The following is a 21,629-nucleotide window of genomic DNA, read 5'->3' as shown; positions in this document are numbered from 1 at the left end:
CGATCGGGGCCAAAGGGGGAACTCTTTGGCCCCGATTGCATTTGAGTGTCGGAACAGGAGAGTTTGATGAATTCAAGGGCGCAGATGAGCCTGGCACCGGCGCAACGGGTGAGCGTGCCGAAGCCGGTCTCGCAGAGGGATACCCGACTGGATGTTCTCAGAGCCCTGGCTCTGATCATGATCTTCATCAACCATGTGCCGGGGCAGATCTTCGAGGATTTGACCTCCAAGAATTTCGGCTTCTCCGATGGCGCCGAAGCCTTTGTGCTGATTTCCGGCATGTCGGTCGGCCTTGCCTATGGAACGAGATTTCTTCCGGGTAATCGGCTGAAGATGGCATGGAAGGCGATAAAGCGGGCCTTCACGCTTTATACGGCGCATATGATCACGACCTTCGTGACGCTGGTGCTCTTCATCTCCGGCGCGTGGATTTTCCACCAGAAGGGCCTGCTTTGCGAAGTGAATATCCTGGCCCTGCTGATGGATCCGGCGCGCGGCATTCCCGCGCTACTGACGCTCGGACATCAGATCGGCTATAATAATATTCTGCCGATGTACGGTGCCCTGTTCCTCATGCTGCCGCTGATCATGCTGCTGCAGGCGAGGAGCCCCTTGCTTCTGCTCGCAATTTCGGTCGGCGTCTGGCTGGTATCCGGCATCTATTACATCGCGCCGCACACGACGCTGCTTGACGGTTTCTGGTTCCTCAATCCGCTATCCTGGCAGCTGCTTTTCGTCATCGGCTTCGTCGCCTGCATGCATGTCAAGCGTGGCGGGCAAATCCCTGCCCATCCGGTTCTGATCGCGCTGGCCTGCGCCTATGTGCTCGTGTCCTTCATCTGGGTGACCGACAAGCTATGGATACTCGGCGACTACCTCGCCATGCTCGGTCTGCCGACCGTCGTCACCGGCTTCGACAAGACCTTCCTGTCGCTGCCGCGGCTGCTGCATGTTCTGGCGCTCGCCTATCTGATCGTCAGTATCCCCGCCATTTCGGCGTTCCTGCGCCGTTCGACGAACCACCCGCTGACGATTCTCGGGCGGCATTCGCTGAACATCTTCGTTGCCGGCACCATCCTCGCCATGGCCGGCCAGGTCCTTCTCTATGTGACCAACAAGAGCCCGGTCGTCGGTGCCATCTATGTCGTCTTCGGCATTACCGCACAATTCCTCTATGCCTATCATCTCGAGCACAAGCGGCTTCAGCTTGCTGGCCAGAGCACGGCGAAAGCACCGGCGAGGCCGGTCGCCATGCCTGCTCATTTCGTGAAGCGTCACTGAGGGCTCAGCCGCGCCGCGTGCCTGCGCGGGTCGGCCTATCGATCTTTCCGCAGTCGCCGAGGGAGCTGCGGCTCGATTAACTGGATCGGCACTGACAACTGGACGGGCCTGCTTAGGCTTCGAGTGCAAGTTCTGATCCAATGCCGGTCGGGTGCCGGCCTTAACTCCAGTCGGCATTCAGTCGTATTGACCTCCGATCAGAAAACGGCGGGGCTTGGTTTTCCCGCCCGGCTCTTTCTTGTTTCAGTTCTTAGGCGGAATTGCTATTTCAAGGAGCTTAGTGAACATTTTCGCTTAAGAGCCTCCTGGCCATCACCGCGGTCTAAAAATATAATCTTAAGTCGTCGTCAGGCGGCTGAAGCCTTGCCAAATATGCCACTAAGAATTCCGGCAGATTTCATCTCTAAGAGTTCTCTTCTGCCTAAATGAACTGCATTAACTCTATGTTCTAATAGGGCTTCGCAATCTTTTCGACGCGCTCGACCTTCCATCTGGTTCTTTTTGTCTTTGCACCATTGCCAAGCGAGCAAATCAGCCGCCTGAACCGCTGGGCTTTTCATCTTCTCAACGAAGCCGTGCCCAGCGTAACGATATTCATTCTGCTTCTGATTAAAGAGTTCGTTCATGACAGAGTTTGCATTGGAGGCACTGCTATGGCCGGCTTCAAAAAAGTACGAGATTTCTCCCGCTCGTGGATTTTCTCCGATCCAAGCTAGAACGCCAGCAAGAATCACATGAACTGAAAAAGAATAGGCGCTGTCATAAACTTTTTTGATTTCGGGAAGCTCTTTAAGGACCTGTTTGAACTCACTCTCGATAATAGTTACTGCAAATCCCTGTATCGACCGCTTCTTTATGAGTTCAATAAGCTTACTTTCTACATCTATTCTCTCTTGTTTTGTTAGATTCGCGAAATGTTCATTACCGTGCGCGCAATCCACCATATGAAAATATGGAATATTTTTCCACTTTAGTATTTTTCGCCACTCGTGGCCAAGTTTTGTGGCTTCGCTTTTTCTGAAAATATAGCCGGCGATTCCCAAAACTGGCGAACCGTCGTGAGAACCACTTTCATCAAAAAAAGCTTGAATCTTAATGGTCAATCAACAGTACCCAACCATGAGAAGCATCTAATCATCGAAAATTATTTTACACAGAAATACTTTTCCCGTGAACAATGATTCATGTTCAGCAGTCCGATACTACAAACGGCGACGCGGTAAAAAGAACATCTCATAGCAAAAAGCCGGAAGAGCATCGCTCTCCCGGCTTCGATCTTGAGGCCCTTGCGAAGATCAGGCGGCTTCGGTTTCCGTCGTGTGTGCCTTGCGGACTTCCTCGTCCGTCAGGATGCCGCTGGCACGCAGCAGAGCGGCAAAGCGACCATTGCTCTGGCTGAGCTCGTTGAAGCTGCCATTTTCGATGATGCGGCCGTTGTCCAGGAAGAGGACCATGTCGGCCTCGCGAACCGTCGACAGGCGGTGCGCAATGATGAAGGTCGTGCGGTTCTGGCGCAGGTTGTCGATCGCCGTCTTGACCCGGTTTTCGGTTTCGACGTCGAGCGCACTTGTCGCTTCATCGAGCACGAGGATTGGCGCATCCTTCAGGATGGCGCGGGCGATCGCGATACGCTGGCGTTCACCACCCGAGAGCTTGTTGCCACGCTCGCCGACGCGGGTATCGTAGCCGCTTTCGCGGGTTTCGATGAAGTCGTTGGCGGCGGCGGCCTGGGCAGCACGGATCATTTCTTCCTGTGTCGCACCTTCACGGCCGAGGCGGATGTTGTCGCTGATCGAGCGGTTCAGAAGACCAGCATCCTGGAACACGGTGGCGATGAAGCGGCGCAGCGACTTGCGGGTCACCTTGGTGATGTCGTGACCATCGACCAGGATCTGGCCCCTCTGCGGATCGAAGACACGCTGCAGCAGGTTGACGAGCGTCGTCTTGCCGGCGCCGGTCGGGCCGACGATGGCGACGGTCTGGCCAGCCTTCACCTTGAAGGAGATGTCGTGCAGGCCCTGCGACGAGTTGGCGAAGCCGAAGGAGACATCGCGGAATTCCACTTCGCCCTTGACGTCCTTGATTTCGGCAAGGCCGGCCGGCTCTTCGCGGTCGCGAACCGAATCTTCCAGCGTGTAGAAGTCTTCGAGCTTGGCACGGGCTTCGAAAATCTGGTTGGCGAAGTTGCGCAGCTGCTCCAGGCGGCCGATCAGCACGTTGGCAAAGGCGATGAAGGTGATGAGCGCGCCGAGGCTCAGGCTGCCATCCTGTACGAGGACGGTACCGATCATCAGGATCGCCATCATGGCAACGGTCGAGGCCGTGCGGTTCAATGCGCCGGCAAGTGCCCACCAGTCGAGGACCGGATACTGAGCTTGCAGGAGGCGTTCGGTGAACGACTTCAGCGCCTTCGTTTCAGCTTCGATGCGGTTGTAGCTATGCAGCACCGAGACGTTGCTGATCGAGTCGCTCACATGCGAGAAGACGGTATTGTAGTGGCTTTCGACCGAGGTCTGGCCATCCTTCGTGCGGCTCATGACCAGACGGCCTATGAACCAGTAGAAGACGCCGAGCAGGACGAGGACTGCGGACAGGCGCAGGTCCATGGCCATGGCTGTCGGGATCATGATGACGAGCGCGACGGCGGTCGTGAGGTGGTTGCGCATGAATTCGAGCCACAGGCCGAACAGCGCTTCGCAGGCGCGCAGCAGGGTGTTCAGCGCGCTCGCCGTGCCGCGCTGGCTATGCCAGGAAAGCGGCATCGAGATGATGCGGCCGAATGCTTCGGTAAGCAGGGAGGCGCGGCGACCATGCGCAAGGCGATCGGCCTCGCGCGACACCACGATGAAGGCGACAGCACTGAAGACGGCGAAGCCCGCCCACAACATCATGGTCGGCGTGACGGCTTCCTTCTTGGCAATGGCGTCGAAGATCCGGCCGAACAAAACCGGTTCGTAGATGGTGGTCATCGCAAGCGCGATGTTTGCGATCACGACCATCCATACGCGGTATCGATACGCGCCAAGATACTTCAGGGCTCTTGCATAGACTTTGAACAGTGACACGTCAGGCACCCTCTGTGCATCAGCAAAACTCGGAATGTTGTGACACTACAGATCGGTACCTGAACCGGCGATTAACGGAATCTGAAGCTGTTTTTTAAGGGGAATTTCTCGCGTTAGACGCGTTGCCGCGGAAAGTGGTGCTATCGTTCGCCGCAGGAATATGACAGTCTGGAAGTGAATCCACCGCTGCGTTAACCGTTACCTTTAAGTCACGCAAAGGACGGCTATTCAGGGTTGAACGGCAAAAAAATCGCCAAAGGCGTTCAATTTTGCGTCGGCCTGAGTATGTTGCCGCCGATTAAGCTCGGCTATGGGACCGGGCGAGCAGGATGGCAAGCTCGTCCGCCGATCATTCGGGCTGCGAGGCCAAGAGGTAACTGTGAATATCCATTCGCTAATACAATTGCTTGTCGTGATCGAGGAATGCAAGCTCGCGGAGGACGTCGTGGCCGAGCTCGAGCTCGCGCTTCGCTCCTATAAGTTCGATTTCTATGGCGTCTTGAAGCGAGCGCGGCCGAATGTCGATGTTGCGCATTTCATGCTGGCGGGCCGCTGGCCCGATCAGTGGCCGCTGACTTATGTCCGCAAGAGGTACATGCTCGTCGATCCGGTTGCGCGCTATGCGGCCCAGGCGCAACGCCCTTTCCGCTGGAGCGATGCCGTGGCGGCGCTGAAGAAGGACCCGCTGCGGCGGCGCATGGAGCAGATGATGGCGGACGCCCGCGCCAACGGGCTTGCCGACGGCTATCTCTTCCCGATCCATGGTCGCAACGGCCTGCTGGGAAGCATGACGATCGGCGGCGAGGCGGTCGATCTCTCTCCAACCGAGATTTCCGTTTTCGAGGCGGTTGCCAAAAAAGTCTTTTGGCGACTTCTGGAGTTTCGAGACGAGGCCCAATACCTTGAGAGAGTGGGAGCGGCCGAGCTGAAGCTGACCAAGCGTGAGATGGAAGTGCTCAGCCATCTGGCCGACGGCATGACCTCGATCGAGATCAGCCGGCTGCTGAAGATTTCCAATCATACCGTCGACTGGTACATGAACAGTATCCAGGACAAGCTGAAGGCCAGAAATCGGCAGCATATCGTGGCAATCGCCTTCAGAAACGGACTTATTCCGTAAAGGCAACTATTTTGATGCCGGATGTCGCAGGAGAAATTGAACTTCCCGTGACAAGAAGTTAAGAATTCTCTTCGCGGGTGCAGCATTGCCCGTTTCGATGCCGTGAGGAGACAGCATTGCCCATTTCCAAGATCCTGGTTGCCAACCGTTCCGAAATCGCCATCCGCGTATTCCGCGCCGCCAACGAACTTGGCATAAAAACGGTGGCCATCTGGGCCGAGGAAGACAAACTCGCGCTGCATCGCTTCAAGGCGGACGAGAGCTATCAGGTGGGCCGCGGTCCACATCTTGCCCGTGACCTCGGGCCGATCGAGAGCTATCTGTCGATCGAGGAAGTCATCCGCGTCGCCAAGCTCTCTGGCGCCGATGCCATCCATCCCGGCTATGGTCTGCTGTCGGAAAGCCCCGAATTCGTCGATGCCTGCGATGCCGCCGGCATCATCTTCATCGGGCCTCGCGCCGATACGATGCGCCAGCTTGGCAACAAGGTTGCTGCGCGTAATCTGGCAATTTCGGTCGGCGTGCCGGTCGTGCCGGCCACCGATCCCCTGCCTGACGACATGGCTGAAGTCGCCAAGATGGCGGCTGAGATCGGTTATCCGGTGATGCTGAAGGCCTCCTGGGGTGGCGGTGGCCGCGGCATGCGCGTCATCCGCTCCGAGGCCGATCTCGCCAAGGAAGTGACGGAAGCCAAGCGCGAGGCGAAAGCCGCCTTCGGCAAGGATGAGGTCTATCTTGAAAAGCTCGTCGAGCGCGCCCGCCATGTCGAAAGCCAAATCCTCGGCGACACGCACGGCAACGTCGTGCACCTGTTCGAGCGCGACTGTTCGGTGCAGCGCCGCAACCAGAAGGTCGTCGAGCGCGCGCCGGCCCCCTATCTCACGGAAACGCAGCGCCAGGAACTGGCCGCCTATTCGCTGAAGATCGCCAACGCGACGAACTATGTCGGCGCTGGCACCGTCGAATATCTGATGGATGCCGACACCGGCAAATTCTACTTCATCGAAGTCAATCCGCGCATCCAGGTCGAGCACACCGTCACTGAAGTCGTCACCGGCATCGATATCGTCAAGGCGCAGATCCATATTCTTGACGGTTTCGCCATCGGCACGCCGGAATCGGGTGTTCCGCGCCAGGAAGACATTCGCCTCAACGGCCATGCCTTGCAGTGCCGCGTAACGACGGAGGATCCGGAACATAACTTCATTCCGGATTACGGCCGCATTACTGCCTATCGCTCGGCATCCGGCTTTGGTATCCGTCTTGACGGCGGCACCTCCTATACCGGTGCGATCATCACCCGTTATTACGACCCGTTGCTGGTAAAAGTGACGGCCTGGGCGCCGAACCCGCAGGAGGCGATCGCCCGCATGGACCGCGCGCTGCGCGAATTCCGCATTCGCGGCGTGGCGACGAACCTCACCTTCCTCGAAGCGATCATCACGCATCCGAAATTCCGCGACAACAGCTATACGACGCGCTTCATCGACACGACGCCGGAGCTGTTCCAGCAGGTCAAGCGCCAGGACCGCGCCACCAAGCTCCTGACCTATCTCGCCGATGTCACCGTCAACGGTCACCCGGAGACCCGCGGGCGCCCCGCGCCATCGTCCAAGGCTGCCAACCCGGTACTGCCTTATATCGACAGCGCTATTCCGGATGGCACCAAACAGCTGCTCGACAAGCTCGGCCCGCAGAAATTCGCCGAGTGGATGCGTAACGAGAAGCGCGTGCTGATGACCGACACGACCATGCGCGACGGCCATCAATCGCTGCTTGCGACCCGCATGCGTACCTATGACATCGCCAGCGTCGCCGGCACCTATGCGCGCGCTTTGCCGCAGCTCCTGTCGCTCGAATGCTGGGGCGGCGCCACCTTCGATGTTTCCATGCGCTTCCTCACGGAAGACCCGTGGGAGCGTCTGTCGCTGATCCGTGAGGGTGCGCCGAACCTGCTGCTGCAGATGCTTTTGCGCGGCGCAAACGGCGTCGGCTATACGAATTATCCCGACAATGTCGTGAAGTATTTCGTCCGCCAGGCGGCCAAAGGCGGCGTCGATCTCTTCCGCGTCTTCGACTGCTTGAACTGGGTCGAGAACATGCGCGTGTCGATGGATGCCGTTGCGGAGGAGAACAAGCTCTGCGAGGCGGCGATCTGCTACACCGGCGATATCCTCAATTCCGCGCGGCCGAAATACGATCTGAAATATTACACCGATCTTGCCGTCGAGCTGGAAAAGGCCGGCGCCCATATCATCGCGCTGAAGGATATGGCGGGCTTGCTGAAGCCGGCGGCCGCCAAGGTGCTGTTCAAGGCGCTGCGCGAGGCGACCGGTCTGCCGATCCACTTCCACACGCATGATACGTCGGGTATTGCGGCTGCGACGGTGCTCGCTGCGGTCGATGCCGGCGTCGATGCCGTCGATGCGGCGATGGATGCGCTGTCCGGCAATACCTCGCAGCCCTGCCTCGGCTCGATCGTCGAGGCGCTGAAAGGCTCCGAGCGCGATCCGGGCCTCGATCCCGAATGGATTCGCCGCATCTCCTTCTACTGGGAAGCCGTGCGCCATCAGTACGCCGCCTTCGAAAGCGATCTCAAGGGACCGGCTTCGGAAGTCTATCTGCACGAAATGCCAGGTGGTCAGTTCACCAACCTCAAGGAACAAGCCCGCTCGCTCGGTCTCGAGACCCGCTGGCACAAGGTGGCGCAGGCCTATGCCGATGCCAACCAGATGTTCGGCGATATTGTCAAGGTGACGCCGTCCTCCAAGGTTGTCGGCGACATGGCGCTGATGATGGTGAGCCAGGACCTGACGGTCGCCGATGTCGAGAACCCAGCGAAGGATATCGCCTTCCCGGATTCGGTCGTTTCCATGCTCAAGGGCGATCTCGGCCAGCCGCCGTCCGGATGGCCGCAAGCGCTGCAGAAGAAGGCGCTGAAGGGCGATAAGCCCTATACGGTCCGTCCCGGTTCGCTGCTTGCCGAAGCCGATCTCGATGCCGAGCGTAAAGTCATCGAGACGAAGCTCGAGCGCAAGGTCGACGATTTCGAATTCGCCTCCTACCTGATGTATCCAAAAGTCTTCACCGACTATGCACTGGCTGCCGACACCTACGGCCCGGTCTCGGTATTGCCGACGCCGGCCTATTTCTACGGTCTCAAGGAAGGCGATGAGCTCTTTGCCGAGATCGAGAAGGGCAAGACGCTCGTCATCGTCAACCAGGCGATGACGGCGACCGACGAGAAGGGTATGGTGACGGTGTTCTTCGAACTCAACGGCCAGCCGCGCCGCATCAAGGTGCCGGATCGCGCCCATGGCGCCTCCGGCAGCGCGGTGCGCCGCAAGGCCGAGACCGGCAATGCGGCTCATGTCGGCGCGCCGATGCCGGGCGTCATCTCAACCGTCTTTGTCTCGCCCGGCCAGGCGATCCAAGCCGGCGACGTGCTTGTTTCCATCGAGGCCATGAAGATGGAGACCGCGCTGCATGCGGAAAAGGATGGTACGATCTCCGAGGTGCTGGTGCGCGCCGGCGACCAGATCGACGCCAAGGATCTGCTCGTCGTCTATGGGGCGTAGTCTTACGCTTCGCTTGGATGTGGAAGGCGACCGTTGAAGCCGGTCGTTTTCGAAATATGAGGCGCTTTCGTCTTGGATGGCGCCGGCGGGCAGGCGCACGGGGAGGTGCGAAGAGCAATGGCAACGACGCAACCTCCTACCTTGCGTGCGGCAGCGGATGCGGATGTCGATGCCATCCGTCAGCTGACGCGCGAGGCCTACGGCAAATGGGTGCCTCTCATCGGTCGCGAACCGCTGCCGATGATCGCTGATTATGCCGAAGCCGTCCGCAAGCACCGCATCGATCTTCTGGACATCGACGGGCAGCTTGCCGCATTGATCGAAATGGTCCCCGCTGCGGATCATTTGCTGATCGAAAATATAGCCGTGTCACCAGCGCAGCAGGGGCAGGGCATCGGTAAAAAGCTGCTTGCCCATGCCGAACAGGTTGCCGCGTCGCTTGGGGTGGCGGATATCCTGCTCTACACCAACAAGCGTTTTGTCGAAAACGTGCAGCTCTATCTGAGAAACGGCTATGCGATCGATCGGGAAGAGCCGCTCAAGGACGGCTTTTTCGTTCATATGCGCAAGCGTGTCGGATAGGCGATTGCGCGCTGTGCGTTAGCATGCCAGGCGCTGATGGCGCCGCTCGACGGAGGCGGCCCAGAATGCCGCCACGAGTGCGAGCACGGCCGATGCCAGCATCAGGGCGAACAGGGTATGGATATCGGCCGATTGCGCCAGAAACAGCCCGGCGACGGAGCCTATCAGCGCTCCGCCGGATATTCGCATGGCAGCGGCAAGCCCCGCGGCCGTTCCGACAAGATCTGACCGCACCGACATGGCGCCGCTATTGGCGGCGGGCATGGTCAAGCCGTTGCCGAGGCCGATGAAGATGCAGGGGCCGAAGAGTGCAAGACTATAGGTCATGCCCGACAGCGACAGGATCAAACCCGTCAAAAGGCCCAGGCAGGTCAGAAGGCGCGCAACGATCAGAATGGTGCCGAGCGGGACCTTGGCGGCATAGCGGCCGGCCAGATAGCTGCCGAGAATGAAGCCGGCGGGAACCAGGCCCATGTAGAAACCGAGCATGGCGCTCGAGCCGCCAAGGGTATTGCCGACCGTCAGCGGCGCCCCTCCGAGGAAGATGTAGAGCACGCCCATCGAGCAGGCCATGCAAAGGGTGTAGGCCCAAAACCTTGTCGAACGCAGCAGCAGGCCGTAGGAGGCGAGGTAGTTCCTGCTTGTTCCTGACGAGGGTGCTCGCGATCCCTTCAGTTCCCGCATCGAGAGAATGAAGGCGGCCATGCCGAGGATGGCGAGGACGATGGAGATCGATTGCCATCCGAAAAGCTCGTCCAGCGTTCCGCCGAACAGAGGGCCGACCATGGGAGCAAGCGCCCATCCCATGGCGAGGTAGCCGAATTTGCTGGCGGCTTCGCGTTCATCCGATGCTTCCTTGATGACGACGAGGGCGACGGAATAGCAGGGTCCGATGCACGCCTGCATCATGCGGAACAGCAGGAAGATGCCGATATTGGGCGCTAGGGCGCAGCCGATGGATGCGATGATGAAGATGGAGAGTGCCGTCAGGACTACAGGCCGGCGGCCGAACCGATCCGATAGCGCGCCGCCGATCGCCTCCAGAAAGGCCGTGACGAAGGAAAAGCCGGAAACCGAAAGGTTCACAAGGGCGAAATCGGCGTGGAATGCCGCAGCGATTTTCGGCAGCGACGGCAGGATGATGTTAACGGGCAGCACGGCAAGCGCCGAGAGCAGGACGAGGGTTATCAGCCGCGGCTGTGCGACGGTTGATGCGAGGGGCCGGTCTTCGGTTGCTTGGCTGGCTGAATGGTCGATGCGGCTTTCGGTGCGCGTCATGGCCTTGTCCGTCATGTGGATGGGAAGTCGAACGGGATCTGACGAGGCGCCGCCCGGAATCCGGGCAATAAAAAAGGCCCCGTCAGGAGCCTGCTTACCGCGCATGGGTGCTTTCGCCGGATGGCTACGCCATCCCGCCCATGCGCCTTCCTACCACTACGATAACGAGTGCCGCGTTCATGGCATTAGAGCTAACCGCAAAGCCGCGCAGCGTCAATGCGCGGCTTGCCCAAACATCGGAGCTTTCGACGGAGGTCGGCGGCTCAAATGTCGTAGCTGTGGCCGGCATTCAGCGTCGAGATGAACTGCTTGGTCCGCTCCTGTGCAGGGTTGGAGAAGATATTGCGTGAGGAGCCGGTCTCGACGATGTTGCCCGCCTCGAGGAACACGACATTGTTGGCAATCTTCGATGCCAGGCGCAGGTCATGCGTTGCCATGACCATGGTCGTACCTTCGTTGGCGAGCTTGCCCAGGACATCGACGACTTCAGCCGCGAGTTCCGGATCGAGCGCCGAGGTGGGTTCGTCGCAGAGCAGTACGCGCGGCGAGGGGGCAAGCGCCCGGGCGATGGCGACGCGCTGCTGCTGGCCGCCAGAAAGCGTCGAGGGCCAGGCGTCGATCTTGTGGGCCATGCCGACCTTGGTCAAAAGCTCGACGGCACGGGCGCGTGCCTTGTCTGCCGGCCAGCGCAGCACGGTGGTCAACCCTTCCATGACGTTGCCGATCGCGGTCTGATGCGGAAAGAGCTGGAAATTCTGGAAGACCATGCCCGTCTGGCGGCGGATTTTCTGGATATCCTGCCAGGAGGGCTTCTTGCCCGGCTGGAAGGTGGCCGTCTCCCCGCCGATGCGGATCGTTCCGGCGGTCGGGATTTCCAAAAGGTTGATGCAGCGAAGCAGCGTGCTCTTGCCGCCGCCCGAAGGCCCCACAAGCGCCGTCACCGTTCCCTCCGGGATCATCAGGCTGATATCCTTGAGGATGACATTGTCGCCGAAGCGCTTTTCGATATGGGAAAGCTCGATCATGCCTGTGCCTCCAGTGTGCCGCCCGAGCGGGCGAAGCGGCGTTCGAGGTAACCCTGCAGCGTCGAAAGAAAGGTGCTGAGCACGAGATATATGATGGCGGCCTCGATATAGAGGATCAGCGGCTCATAGGTCGTTGCCACGATGCGCTGCGCGGCCTGGAACAGCTCCGGCACGGTGATGGCGGCGGCGAGCGACGTATCCTTGACCAGCGAAATGAAGGTGTTCGACAGCGGCGGCACGGCGACGCGCGCTGCCTGCGGCAGGATCGTGCGGCTCATGGCCTGGCGCCAGTTCATGCCGATCGAATAGGCGGCCTCCCACTGGCCCTTCGGCACGGAGGAAATGACGGCGCGGATGATTTCGGACGTATAGGCGCCGACGCTCAGCGTAAAGCCGATGATGGCGGCGGGAAAAGCATCGAGCAGGATGCCGAGGCTCGGCAGGCCGTAGAAGATGACGAAGAGCTGCACCAGAAGCGGCGTGCCGCGGATCACCCAGACATAGAAGCGGGCGATGGCAACGAACGGCGCCGGGGCAAATAGCCTGACGACGGCGGTGAGCAGGCCGAGCAGAAGGCCGAGAACGAAGGTGATCAAGGTGAGCGGGATGGTGAAGACGAGCCCCGCCCAAAGCAGCGTGCCCAGTGACTCCCACATCAGTTGCAGCCAATGCTCCAAGGAGAAGCCTTTCGATAACAGAATGCGTCCGGAGGTGACCCCGGACGCATCTTTTTCACAGTTTTATGTCCCTGCCTATGCCTTCTTACTTCGAAACGTCCTGCCCGAAATATTTCTTGGAGATCTTGTCATAGGTGCCGTCGGCCTTGATATCGGCCAGCGCCTTGTTGATCGCAGCAAGCAGTTCCGGCTCGCCCTTGCGGATGATGACGGCGGAGAAATCGGCATTGGCCTGTTGGGCGACGATCTTCACCGGCGCGTCGGGCTTGTGCTTCTTGAAATCGAGGAAGGAAAGGCTGTCATTGATGGTCGCGTCGGCGCGGCCAGTCAGCACGAGCTGGATCGATTGGTCGAAGCCATCGGTGCCGACGAGTTCGGCGCCGGCTTCGGTTGCGAGCTTGCCGAAGTTGCTGGTCAGCGACTGTGCCGCCTTCTTGCCCTTGAGATCCGCGAAATCCTTGATGCCGGTGTTGCTGTCCTTGACGATCAGCACGGCCTTGGAGGCGATGTAGGGCTCGGAGAAGTCATACTTCTTCTTGCGGGCTTCGGTGACGCCGACTTCGTTGATGACGGCATCGTAGCGGTTGGCATCGAGGCCGGCGATCAGGCCATCCCACTTGCCTTCCAGGAACTGCGCCTTGACACCGAGCTTGCCGGCGATGGCTTCCGCGATCTCGACATCGAAGCCGGTCAGCTTGCCGCTCTCGTCATGAAAGGTGAAAGGCGCATAGGTGCCTTCCGTGCCGACCTTGAATACGCCGGCCGATTGGATCGCCTTGAGGTTTTCGCCGGCATGGGCGGGGAGCAGGAACGCTGCCTGCACGAGGGCGGCGGCGGCAACAGTCTTCAACCAGTTCATCGTTTTCTTCCGTTTCTGGAGCGGTTTCATTCAATGTCGCATACATCGCAGAAAATTTGCACCGCGAAAGCGTAGAAAACTGCAAGATAAACGGGCAAATGCGAATATTTTTCTCAAGAAATTGCGAACGGAGCGTCGAGGAAGCCGCTGCTTCCGTTACCGCTAATAATTGCTGATCAATGTTGCGGTGCGGCATAGTGACAATTCTCAATGCTGCCCTATTATTCTTAATGCTGCCCTATTTCGTCATCTCATCGATGTCTTGGCGCGGCACCTTTCATTCCAGGCATGCGCATGCGCCTCCATTAACGTGTCCCGGCAGTTTGCCGCGAGACACCGGCAGCAATCAAACTGCGATTCTACTAGAAATTTAAAGTGCAAAATTGATCTGACGCAGCCCGAAGAGGTGATGAATTGCCCGTCATTGCGCGCTGCCGGCCATGGCCGGTCATGAGGTTTGATGTCGCGATTGCGTTTCTTTTTCTGAGTTTATGTACATTCATGCCGTGCTTTGCGGCAGAAACGATCGAGCGGCCATCGAAATGGATCGGCCGCGTTGCTGCCAGCGATGCGGCTTTCGGTTGGCCGGGCAGTGGTTTTGCGTTGCATTTTGAAGGCACGTCGCTCTCGGCTACCCTCGTTGATACCGGGAAAAATAGCCTTGAGGTCGAGCTGGACGGCGTTCCCCAGCGTCTTGATCTGCAAGCGGGGCAGCACCGCTACCAGCTTGCCGATGGCTTGCGGCAAGGCGCCCACGAGATTCGCGCGACGCGTCGCACCGAGGGATGGATCGGCGATACCATATTCGTTTCCGCCGAAACCGATGGGTCGTTCCTTCCCGCGGAAATACCGGCCACAAAGCTGGTGGCAATCGGAGACTCCATTACCGCAGGCTATGGTCTCGAGGGTGTTGGTCCCGGATGTAAATTCAGCCCCGGAACGGAAAATCAATACCTGACATATGCCGCGGTCGCGGCGCGCAGCCTCGGGATGGAACTTACGACGCTCGCTGTTTCCGGAATCGGCCTTTCGCGCACAGGCAAGAATGCGAAAACCATGCTTGATGTCATCGACAGCGTGACGCCGTTGAGAAAGGGCGTGCCCGCTCTTCCTGACGAACGCGTTTCCGCGGTGGTCGTCAATCTGGGGACGAACGACTTTTCGGATAACAGGAATCCCAGCGATTTCATCGAGGAATACGTCAAGCTCATTTTCAGGCTCAGAAATCAGTTTCCAAAGGCCTATCTGTACGCCGCACTCGGCCCGATGATGTCCCAGAAGGATTTCGATGTGGCCGAGAAAGCAATCGAGGCCGTCGTCCAGGCGAGCGCCGCGAAAGGCGAAACTCGCCTGCGATATCTGAATTTACGCGTCAAACCGAAGGATTTCGGATGCGATTGGCATCCAAGCCGCAGCACCAATGCGGCTATGGCAACCTTGTTGGAACAAGCTATCAGAGCGGATTGGGGCCCTCATGATTAACGAACAGACGCTTTCCATTCGGCGGTCAAACTTAAAACAATTGGATTCTCTCCAGTTTCTTCGGTTCGTGGCCGCTTTTTCCGTCGTTCTCTTCCATTTCGGAAGCGGCCTTGCGATCGAATACCATCTCGATCGAAATTACTTCTTCATGGGTGCGACCGGCGTCGACGTTTTCTTCGTTCTCAGCGGCTTCATCATCAGCTACTCCTCCAATCCGACGCGGGGACTTGTCTATTTCGCACGCAAGCGCATTGCCAGAATCGTTCCGCTCTACTGGCTGTTGACGTTCGTCGTCGTCTTGATTGCGCTTGTGAAACCCAGCCTGCTCAATTCGACGATCGTGACCATGGAGACGATCGTCAAATCTCTTCTTTTCGTCCCCTATCAGAAAAGCGGCGGCGCCGTGCAGCCGATCCTTTTTCTGGGCTGGACGCTTTGTTACGAGGTGTTCTTCTACATAATTTATGGCGCCTGTCTGATCTTTGGCGCCAGGGCAACCTGGTTCGCCTCCGCGGCCGTCCTCTTCCTGATCGCGCTGCATGAGATTTGGCCGGAGGGATCGGTCGAATGGCGTTTCTATACAAATCCGATATTGATCGAATTCGTTCTCGGCATGATGCTTCATAAGGCATATTCGGCATACAGCGCCTTCAGGAGCGGATCGAATATAGCCGCCGCTCTGCTCATTCTTCTGGCCTGCGGGGCTCATTTCTTCATCGTGACATTCGCCGGCCCCAGTCTTTTCGCCTCGAGCCTGCTTGCCGTCCTGCTCGTCTCGGGCTTCCTGCTGATGCGGATGCCAGCCGGGAGAATATGGGCCATTCTGGTTCTGCTGGGAGACGCCTCCTATTCGCTCTATCTCATCCACCCCTACACGCTGCAGCTTCCGCTCAAGCTGTTGGGCAAGCATCTCTCCCTACCCTTTGTGACCGGAATACTGCTGGTGGTCACGCTTTGCACGATCGGGATTTCGGTGGTGCTCCTCAAGTTCTTCGAGCGGCCGATGCAGGCTCTTCTGATGCGGCAGCCGAAACCCATCGAACAGACCGTCGCTCCGGTGGGGTGACGGCTATCCGCCGGCGGTTGAAGCGTTTGCTTACGACTCGCTCTCTGGCTTGTGCTTGCCGAAAGCACATCTAGGCACCTCAAGCCGCCGCCGCCCGCCGCTTCATCCGTTCGCTGATAATGATGATGAACCCCGCGCTCAGGATCAGGATGGCGCCGATGAAGGTGTTGGGGCCGGGGATGTCGCCCCAGATCAGGTAGCCGAGCAGGAAGGCCCAGACGAGCGAGGTATATTCGAACGGCGCCAGCACCGAAACTGGCGCCTGGCGCATGCCTTCGAAAAGGGCGAGCTGGCCGGCGCCGGCGATGATGCCTGTCAGTGCCAGCAGCACGATCTGGAAGGGCGTCGGTGTGTGCCAGTGGGCGATCGCCATGCCGGCGGTCAGGATGATGAACAGAATGTTGGAGACTGCCATCTGGATATGGCTCTTTTCGTGCAGCGCGGTCTTGCGCAATAGCACCATGCCGCTTGCCCAGAGGACGGCGGCCTGCAGCGCCAGATAAACCGGCCAGGAAATCGATAGCCCCACGGGGTTGGAGGCGATCACCACGCCGCAGAATCCGACGCCGACTGCCATCCAGCGGGCGACGGTGCTTTTTCACGCAGCACGATGGTTGCGAGGATAGTGCCGACGATCGGTGCTGCATAATAGAGCGTCGTCACTTCGGCGAGCTGCAGGTAGGAGGCTGCCGAGTAATAGGAAATCCAGGCGATCAGAATGATGACGCTGCGCAGGATCATCGGCTTGATGATCGGCGAGCGCGCCACTTTCTGAACGAGCGAGGGGCCTTCGAAGACGAAGCAGCCGGCAAGAATGGTGCAGCTTCGGATGAACAGCACCTGCCAGACGGGGATGGAGGCGACGAGCAGCTTCACCGCCGAATCGTGGGCGGTGAACAGCATGTAGGCAAACACCGTAAGCAGGATGCCATAGCTGATGGAGTTTTTCACGGGGATGCACCAGAGGATGACCCGACTCGACGCCGGCCAAAGAATCTTTCTGGCCTCAACCGATAGGAGCCTAATTTTACGCCGTCAATAGGACTTTTTATCAGGGTGACGCCCGGTAGTGTTATTTATTCGGGGTTGTAGCGCCATCGTCCCCACTTTAACAGACGGAGACGAAATGTGACTGACGCGGCTTTTTCGATTGTTGAGATTTCAATCGATTTAAATAGACTGCGACACAGATTTGGGAGGAGTTTTTATGGACAACGGAACGAGACTGGAGGGTTTGAAGGAGCGCAGGAGCCCATTTTTCACCAAATCGCGCGCAGCCGTCTCGCTGATGTTCCTGATGAATGGCTTCATGGTTGGTTGCTGGGCACCGAAAATTCCCGAATTCGCCGAGCGGCTGCAACTGACGAAATTCGAGCTTGGGTTGATGATCCTCGTCTTTGGCGTCGGCTCGCTCGTGATGATGCCGCTTGCCGGCGCGCAGATCGCCGTGCGCGGTTCGCGCGTCGTCGTGCGCGCCTTCGCGGTGCTGCTGCTGCCGATGATCCTGGCGCTGACGCTCGCGCCGAATGTCTGGACCGCGGCCGTCGCTCTCTTCCTCTTTGGCGGTTTCATCGGTGCAATGGATGTGGCGATGAACGCCAATGCCGTCTCGGTCGAAAAATCCATGCGCCGGGCGATCATGTCCTCCTGCCACGCCTTCTGGAGCCTCGGCGGCCTTTTGGGCGCGGCGATCGGCGGGCTCTTGATTTCGCGCTGGGGCATTCTCGGTCATGCCGAGGCCTCGACCGCGATTGCCGTGCTTTTCGTCGCCATTGCCTGGCCGATGGTGCTTGGCGATCAGCCGCATCACGATGAGGCCAAGCCGAAGGCAAAGCTGCCGATGATTCCGCTGCCGTGGCTGCTCGGCATCGTTGCGCTGTTCTGCATGGTGCCGGAAGGCGCGGTCCTGGATTGGAGCGCTCTTTATCTCAGCCAGGAAAAAGGTGCGTCGGTGGCGCTATCGGGTTTCGGCTACGCCGCTTTCTCCGCCACCATGGCGACCATGCGCTTTGCCGGCGATTTCGTGCGCGATTGGCTGGGCGCCATCAGAACGCTGCGCATCTGCACGGTATTTGCCATCGTCGGCATGCTGACCGCGGCGCTGGCGCCGAATGCGGAGATCGCCATTCTCGGCTTTGCGCTCTGCGGCATCGGCATTTCCAACATGGTGCCGATCGCCTTTTCCGCTGCCGGCAATATTCCTGGCCTGCAGCCAGGGATCAGCATTTCCGTCGTCACGACGCTCGGTTATTCCGGCATGCTGGTCGCGCCGTCGGCCATCGGTTTTGCCGCCGAGCATGTCGGCTTCTCACCGGTCCTGATGACGCTGCCGGTGCTGCTGCTCGTCGTGCTAGCCTTCTCGTCGCTCGCGCGCTACGCCGACGGCATCGGGGATGCCAAGCATTAATTTCGTCGCTTTTGCTCGGTAACGGCTAAACTCCGTCCGATCAAAAGAGATCGCCGGAGCGGTTGACAACGACCGCTTCGTGATCCACCTGAAAGGCACCCATTTTCGAGGCCTGCGAGAGTTTTCCATGTCGTCCGCCACCGATTTCGATCCGAAACCGCGCCGTTCCTCCGTTGCCGTCGATGTCGGCGGCGTGATCGTCGGCGGGGGTGCCCCCGTCGTCGTGCAGTCCATGACCAATACCGATACGGCCGATATCGATTCGACCGTCGCCCAGGTCGCTGCCCTCTACAAAGCCGGCTCCGAGCTGGTGCGCATCACCGTCGATCGCGATGAAAGCGCTGCCGCCGTGCCGAAGATCCGCGAGCGGCTGCTGCGGCTCGGCATGGACGTGCCGCTGATCGGTGATTTCCATTATATCGGCCACAAGCTGCTCGCCGATCATCCGGCCTGCGCCGAGGCGCTGGCGAAATACCGCATCAATCCCGGCAATGTCGGCTTCAAGGACAAGAAGGACAAGCAGTTCGCCGAAATCATCGAGATGGCGATCCGCTACGACAAGCCGGTGCGCATCGGCGTCAACTGGGGCTCGCTCGATCAGGATCTCTTGACCGCGTTGATGGACAAGAATGCCGCCGAAGGCTCGCCGCTCTCGGCCCGGCAGGTGACGCGCGAGACGATCGTGCAATCCGCGCTGATCTCGGCCGATCTTGCCGAGGAGATCGGCCTGCCGCGCAACCGCATCATCCTGTCGGCCAAGGTCAGCCAGGTGCAGGATCTGATCGCCGTCTATTCCATGCTGTCGGAGCGTTCCGACCATGCGTTGCATCTTGGCCTCACCGAGGCCGGCATGGGCTCGAAGGGCATCGTCGCGTCGTCCGCTGCCATGGGCTATGTGCTGCAGCATGGCATCGGCGACACCATCCGCGTTTCCTTGACGCCGGAGCCGAACGGCGACCGTACCCGCGAAGTGCAGGTGGCGCAGGAGTTGCTGCAGGTCATGGGCTTCCGGCAGTTCATTCCCGTCGTTGCGGCATGTCCCGGCTGCGGCCGCACGACGTCGACGGTCTTCCAGGAACTGGCGCAGAACATCCAGAACGACATCCGCAAGAACATGCCGATCTGGCGCGAGAAATATCCGGGCGTCGAAGCGCTGAACGTCGCCGTCATGGGCTGCATCGTCAACGGTCCGGGCGAAAGCAAGCATGCCGATATCGGCATTTCGCTGCCCGGCACCGGCGAGACGCCGGCGGCTCCCGTCTTCATCGACGGCCAGAAGGCTATGACGCTGCGCGGCCCGAACATTGCCTCCGATTTCGAAGCGCTGGTGACCGATTATATCGAAAAGCGGTTCGGCCAGAAGACCGTCGCGGCGGAGTGATCCGCCGCTTAAACTTAAAGCGAGGCCGGATCAGATATTGCTCGTCAGCAGCTTGATGCCGGCAAAGCAATAGAAGCCGGCCATGGCGCCCTCGATCCAGCGCCGGGCATTGCGATATACTTTCAGCGCATGCGATGTCGAAAACAGGATCGCATAGCCCATGAACACCAGAAAACCGGTCGTGCAGCAGACGGCGATGATCAGCACGGCCACGGAAGCGGGCGCGCCCTGCGGCATGCCGAGCACAATGATGGCGAGCCAGGCGAAGATCGCCTTCGGATTGGTGACGTGAATGCCATAGCCGCGCAGGACCAGCGACCTGAAGCTGGGCGTTTTCGGGCCTTCGGTAGCGGTCGGCAGCTCGCCGCCGGCACGCACGGCACGGAATGCCTTGTAGGCGAGATAGAGCAGGTAGATGCCGCCGAAGATCTTCAGCAGCTCCAGCGCCATCGCATAGGTCTGCAGCAGCGTTGCGAGACCTGCCGCTGCGGCAATCGCCCAGGTCATCGATCCCCCGAAAATCCCGAGCGAGATGGACATGCCGGCCTTGCGGCCATGGGTCATCGAGGTGCCGATGATGGCCATGATGGCGGGGCCGGGACTGGCGACGGCGATGAGGTAGGCGATATAGGCCGGCAGGATCTGGGGCAGATAGGCAAGGGTCTCGTGCATGGAAGATTTCCCGGGGGTGTCGGCCGGCGCGAAGAATTCTGCGTTGTCGGCCAACTCGGATCGGCAACTTGTCATAAAACACGGCCGAAATCACCCGGCCCAATCATGGATTCTTGTGATGGTGACATTTCATGGCTGAATGGATGGCCATGGCTGAACAGGCATGGGCCGGTAGCCGTTGCCGAGTGGATGGGCTCACCCTCGGGCAATGCCATGAAGGTGCTTAGGGATCAGTTTCTACGGTTTGCGACGAAGCGGGCGGTTTCCGTCAGGACATCCGCCTTGTCGCCATAGCCGGACAGCAGGTCGGCAGCGTCGTTCACCAGCTTCGCGAGCGTCGTTTCGGCCCACTCCTGGCCGTGCAGGGCGACCAGCGTACCCTTGCCGCGGCTGGCATCCTTGCCGGTTGCCTTACCCATGGTGGCGGCATCGGCGGTGAGATCGAGAAGATCGTCGGCGAGCTGGAAGGCAAGGCCGATCTTTTCGCCGAAGATCCGAAGGCGCCTGCGGTCCTCGGCTGAGGCTCCAGCGATGATGGCGCCGGCCTCGCAGGCAAAGCGGATCAGTGCGCCGGTCTTCATTGCCTGCAGCGTCGTTATGCCATTTTCATCGGGCGTTTCCTTCTCCGCGGCGAGATCAAGCGCCTGGCCCCCGGCCATGCCGCCAATGCCAGCCGCACGCGACAGCGCCAGCACGAGTGCCATTTTCCGATCCGCCGGTAGCTCCGTCTCGGGGGCGGCGATAATGTCGAAGGCGTAGGTGAGCAGGCTGTCGCCCGCCAGGATCGCGGTTGCGTAATCGAAGGCGATATGCACGGTCGGCTGGCCGCGGCGCAGGTCGTCGTCGTCCATGGCGGGAAGATCGTCGTGGACGAGGGAATAGCAGTGCACGCATTCGAGCGCTGCGCCGACCCTCAGTGCCGCCTCGGCATTGCCGCCGAGAAGCGCCGCCGATTCCGCGACAAGGAATGGACGCAGCCGCTTGCCGCCGTTCAGGACGCCGTGGCGCATCGCCCTCAGCAGCCTGTCGGGACGGACGATCTCGTCATTCAGGCAGCCGTCGGCGAGAAGTCGGTTCAGCAGAGCTTCGGTCTTGCCGGCATTGTCCTTCAGGCGGTTCTCGAACGAGGAATGGGTGCTGTCCATGGGCGCTGTTT

16 protein-coding genes and 1 pseudogene are annotated in these 21,629 nt (G+C 59.6%); 8 read left to right on the top strand and 9 right to left on the bottom strand.

The genetic code is table 11. The features are described 5' to 3' along the window. The first annotated feature begins 66 nt into the window (after positions 1-66). A complete protein-coding gene (locus ACK83U_RS15920) occupies positions 67-1,281 on the top strand; it encodes an OpgC domain-containing protein (RefSeq protein WP_112606802.1) in 1,215 nt (404 codons plus the stop codon). Between the two features lie 347 nt (positions 1,282-1,628). On the opposite strand, the gene ACK83U_RS15915 is transcribed toward ACK83U_RS15920, so the two are convergent. Beyond that, a complete protein-coding gene (locus ACK83U_RS15915; protein WP_112606800.1) occupies positions 1,629-2,384 on the bottom strand; it encodes a DUF3800 domain-containing protein in 756 nt (251 codons plus the stop codon). 192 nt (positions 2,385-2,576) lie between these two features. Further along, complete coding sequence (locus ACK83U_RS15910; protein ID WP_112606798.1) at positions 2,577-4,346, bottom strand: glucan ABC transporter ATP-binding protein/ permease; 1,770 nt, start codon at positions 4,344-4,346, stop codon at positions 2,577-2,579. A gap of 379 nt (positions 4,347-4,725) precedes the next feature. On the opposite strand from ACK83U_RS15910, the gene ACK83U_RS15905 reads away from it, so the two are divergent. From ACK83U_RS15905 to ACK83U_RS15895, 3 genes are all read left to right on the top strand, one after another. Beyond that, on the top strand, positions 4,726-5,466 hold the full coding sequence (locus tag ACK83U_RS15905; protein WP_112607050.1) for an autoinducer binding domain-containing protein: 741 nt from the start codon (positions 4,726-4,728) through the stop codon (positions 5,464-5,466). A gap of 116 nt (positions 5,467-5,582) precedes the next feature. Further along, on the top strand, positions 5,583-9,044 hold the full coding sequence (gene pyc / locus ACK83U_RS15900) for a pyruvate carboxylase (protein WP_112606796.1): 3,462 nt from the start codon (positions 5,583-5,585) through the stop codon (positions 9,042-9,044). 117 nt (positions 9,045-9,161) lie between these two features. After that, positions 9,162-9,626, top strand: coding sequence for a GNAT family N-acetyltransferase (locus tag ACK83U_RS15895; protein ID WP_112606794.1), 465 nt, complete (start codon positions 9,162-9,164; stop codon positions 9,624-9,626). 18 nt (positions 9,627-9,644) lie between these two features. Here the strand turns inward: ACK83U_RS15895 and ACK83U_RS15890 are convergent, their stop codons facing one another. The 4 genes from ACK83U_RS15890 to ACK83U_RS15875 all read right to left on the bottom strand — a co-directional run bounded on the left by ACK83U_RS15890 (position 9,645) and on the right by ACK83U_RS15875 (position 13,465). After that, on the bottom strand, positions 9,645-10,904 hold the full coding sequence (locus tag ACK83U_RS15890) for an MFS transporter (protein WP_112606792.1): 1,260 nt from the start codon (positions 10,902-10,904) through the stop codon (positions 9,645-9,647). Positions 10,905-11,167: 263 nt separating this feature from the next. Further along, complete coding sequence (locus ACK83U_RS15885) at positions 11,168-11,929, bottom strand: amino acid ABC transporter ATP-binding protein (protein WP_112606788.1); 762 nt, start codon at positions 11,927-11,929, stop codon at positions 11,168-11,170. Continuing rightward, positions 11,926-12,606, bottom strand: a complete 681-nt coding sequence (locus ACK83U_RS15880; protein ID WP_015341657.1) for an amino acid ABC transporter permease — start codon at positions 12,604-12,606, stop codon at positions 11,926-11,928. The genes ACK83U_RS15885 and ACK83U_RS15880 overlap by 4 nt, the downstream gene beginning before the upstream one ends. 85 nt (positions 12,607-12,691) lie before the next feature. Then, positions 12,692-13,465, bottom strand: coding sequence for an amino acid ABC transporter substrate-binding protein (locus tag ACK83U_RS15875; RefSeq protein WP_112410950.1), 774 nt, complete (start codon positions 13,463-13,465; stop codon positions 12,692-12,694). A 414-nt stretch (positions 13,466-13,879) separates the two neighbouring features. On the opposite strand from ACK83U_RS15875, the gene ACK83U_RS15870 reads away from it, so the two are divergent. Further along, positions 13,880-14,947 (top strand): SGNH/GDSL hydrolase family protein, encoded by a 1,068-nt coding sequence (locus ACK83U_RS15870; protein ID WP_112606786.1) that lies wholly within the window; start codon positions 13,880-13,882, stop codon positions 14,945-14,947. A gap of 67 nt (positions 14,948-15,014) precedes the next feature. Then, complete coding sequence (locus ACK83U_RS15865; RefSeq protein ID WP_162708038.1) at positions 15,015-16,013, top strand: acyltransferase family protein; 999 nt, start codon at positions 15,015-15,017, stop codon at positions 16,011-16,013. Between the two features lie 79 nt (positions 16,014-16,092). Here ACK83U_RS15865 and ACK83U_RS15860 read toward each other — a convergent pair. Continuing rightward, positions 16,093-16,964, bottom strand: a pseudogene (locus ACK83U_RS15860) (DMT family transporter). 256 nt (positions 16,965-17,220) lie between these two features. Between ACK83U_RS15860 and ACK83U_RS15855 the strand changes: the two are divergent. Both ACK83U_RS15855 and ispG read left to right on the top strand, forming a co-directional pair. Further along, positions 17,221-18,420 (top strand): MFS transporter, encoded by a 1,200-nt coding sequence (locus ACK83U_RS15855; RefSeq protein WP_112606780.1) that lies wholly within the window; start codon positions 17,221-17,223, stop codon positions 18,418-18,420. A gap of 127 nt (positions 18,421-18,547) precedes the next feature. Continuing rightward, positions 18,548-19,801 (top strand): flavodoxin-dependent (E)-4-hydroxy-3-methylbut-2-enyl-diphosphate synthase, encoded by a 1,254-nt coding sequence (ispG, locus tag ACK83U_RS15850; RefSeq protein WP_112336173.1) that lies wholly within the window; start codon positions 18,548-18,550, stop codon positions 19,799-19,801. A gap of 30 nt (positions 19,802-19,831) precedes the next feature. Here ispG and ACK83U_RS15845 read toward each other — a convergent pair whose 3' ends face one another. Then, positions 19,832-20,473, bottom strand: a complete 642-nt coding sequence (locus tag ACK83U_RS15845; protein WP_112606778.1) for a LysE family translocator — start codon at positions 20,471-20,473, stop codon at positions 19,832-19,834. A 230-nt stretch (positions 20,474-20,703) separates the two neighbouring features. Next, positions 20,704-21,618: a polyprenyl synthetase family protein gene (locus ACK83U_RS15840; protein ID WP_112606776.1), complete on the bottom strand. Its 915-nt coding sequence runs from the start codon at positions 21,616-21,618 to the stop codon at positions 20,704-20,706. Positions 21,619-21,629: the final 11 nt, after the last annotated feature.

It is taken from the genome of Rhizobium sp. WW22 (genome assembly GCF_047041135.1).
In the GTDB taxonomy this organism is placed as follows: domain Bacteria; phylum Pseudomonadota; class Alphaproteobacteria; order Rhizobiales; family Rhizobiaceae; genus Rhizobium.
Note: the sequence above shows the minus strand (reverse complement) of the source record. Positions and strands in the feature narration are given on the sequence as shown.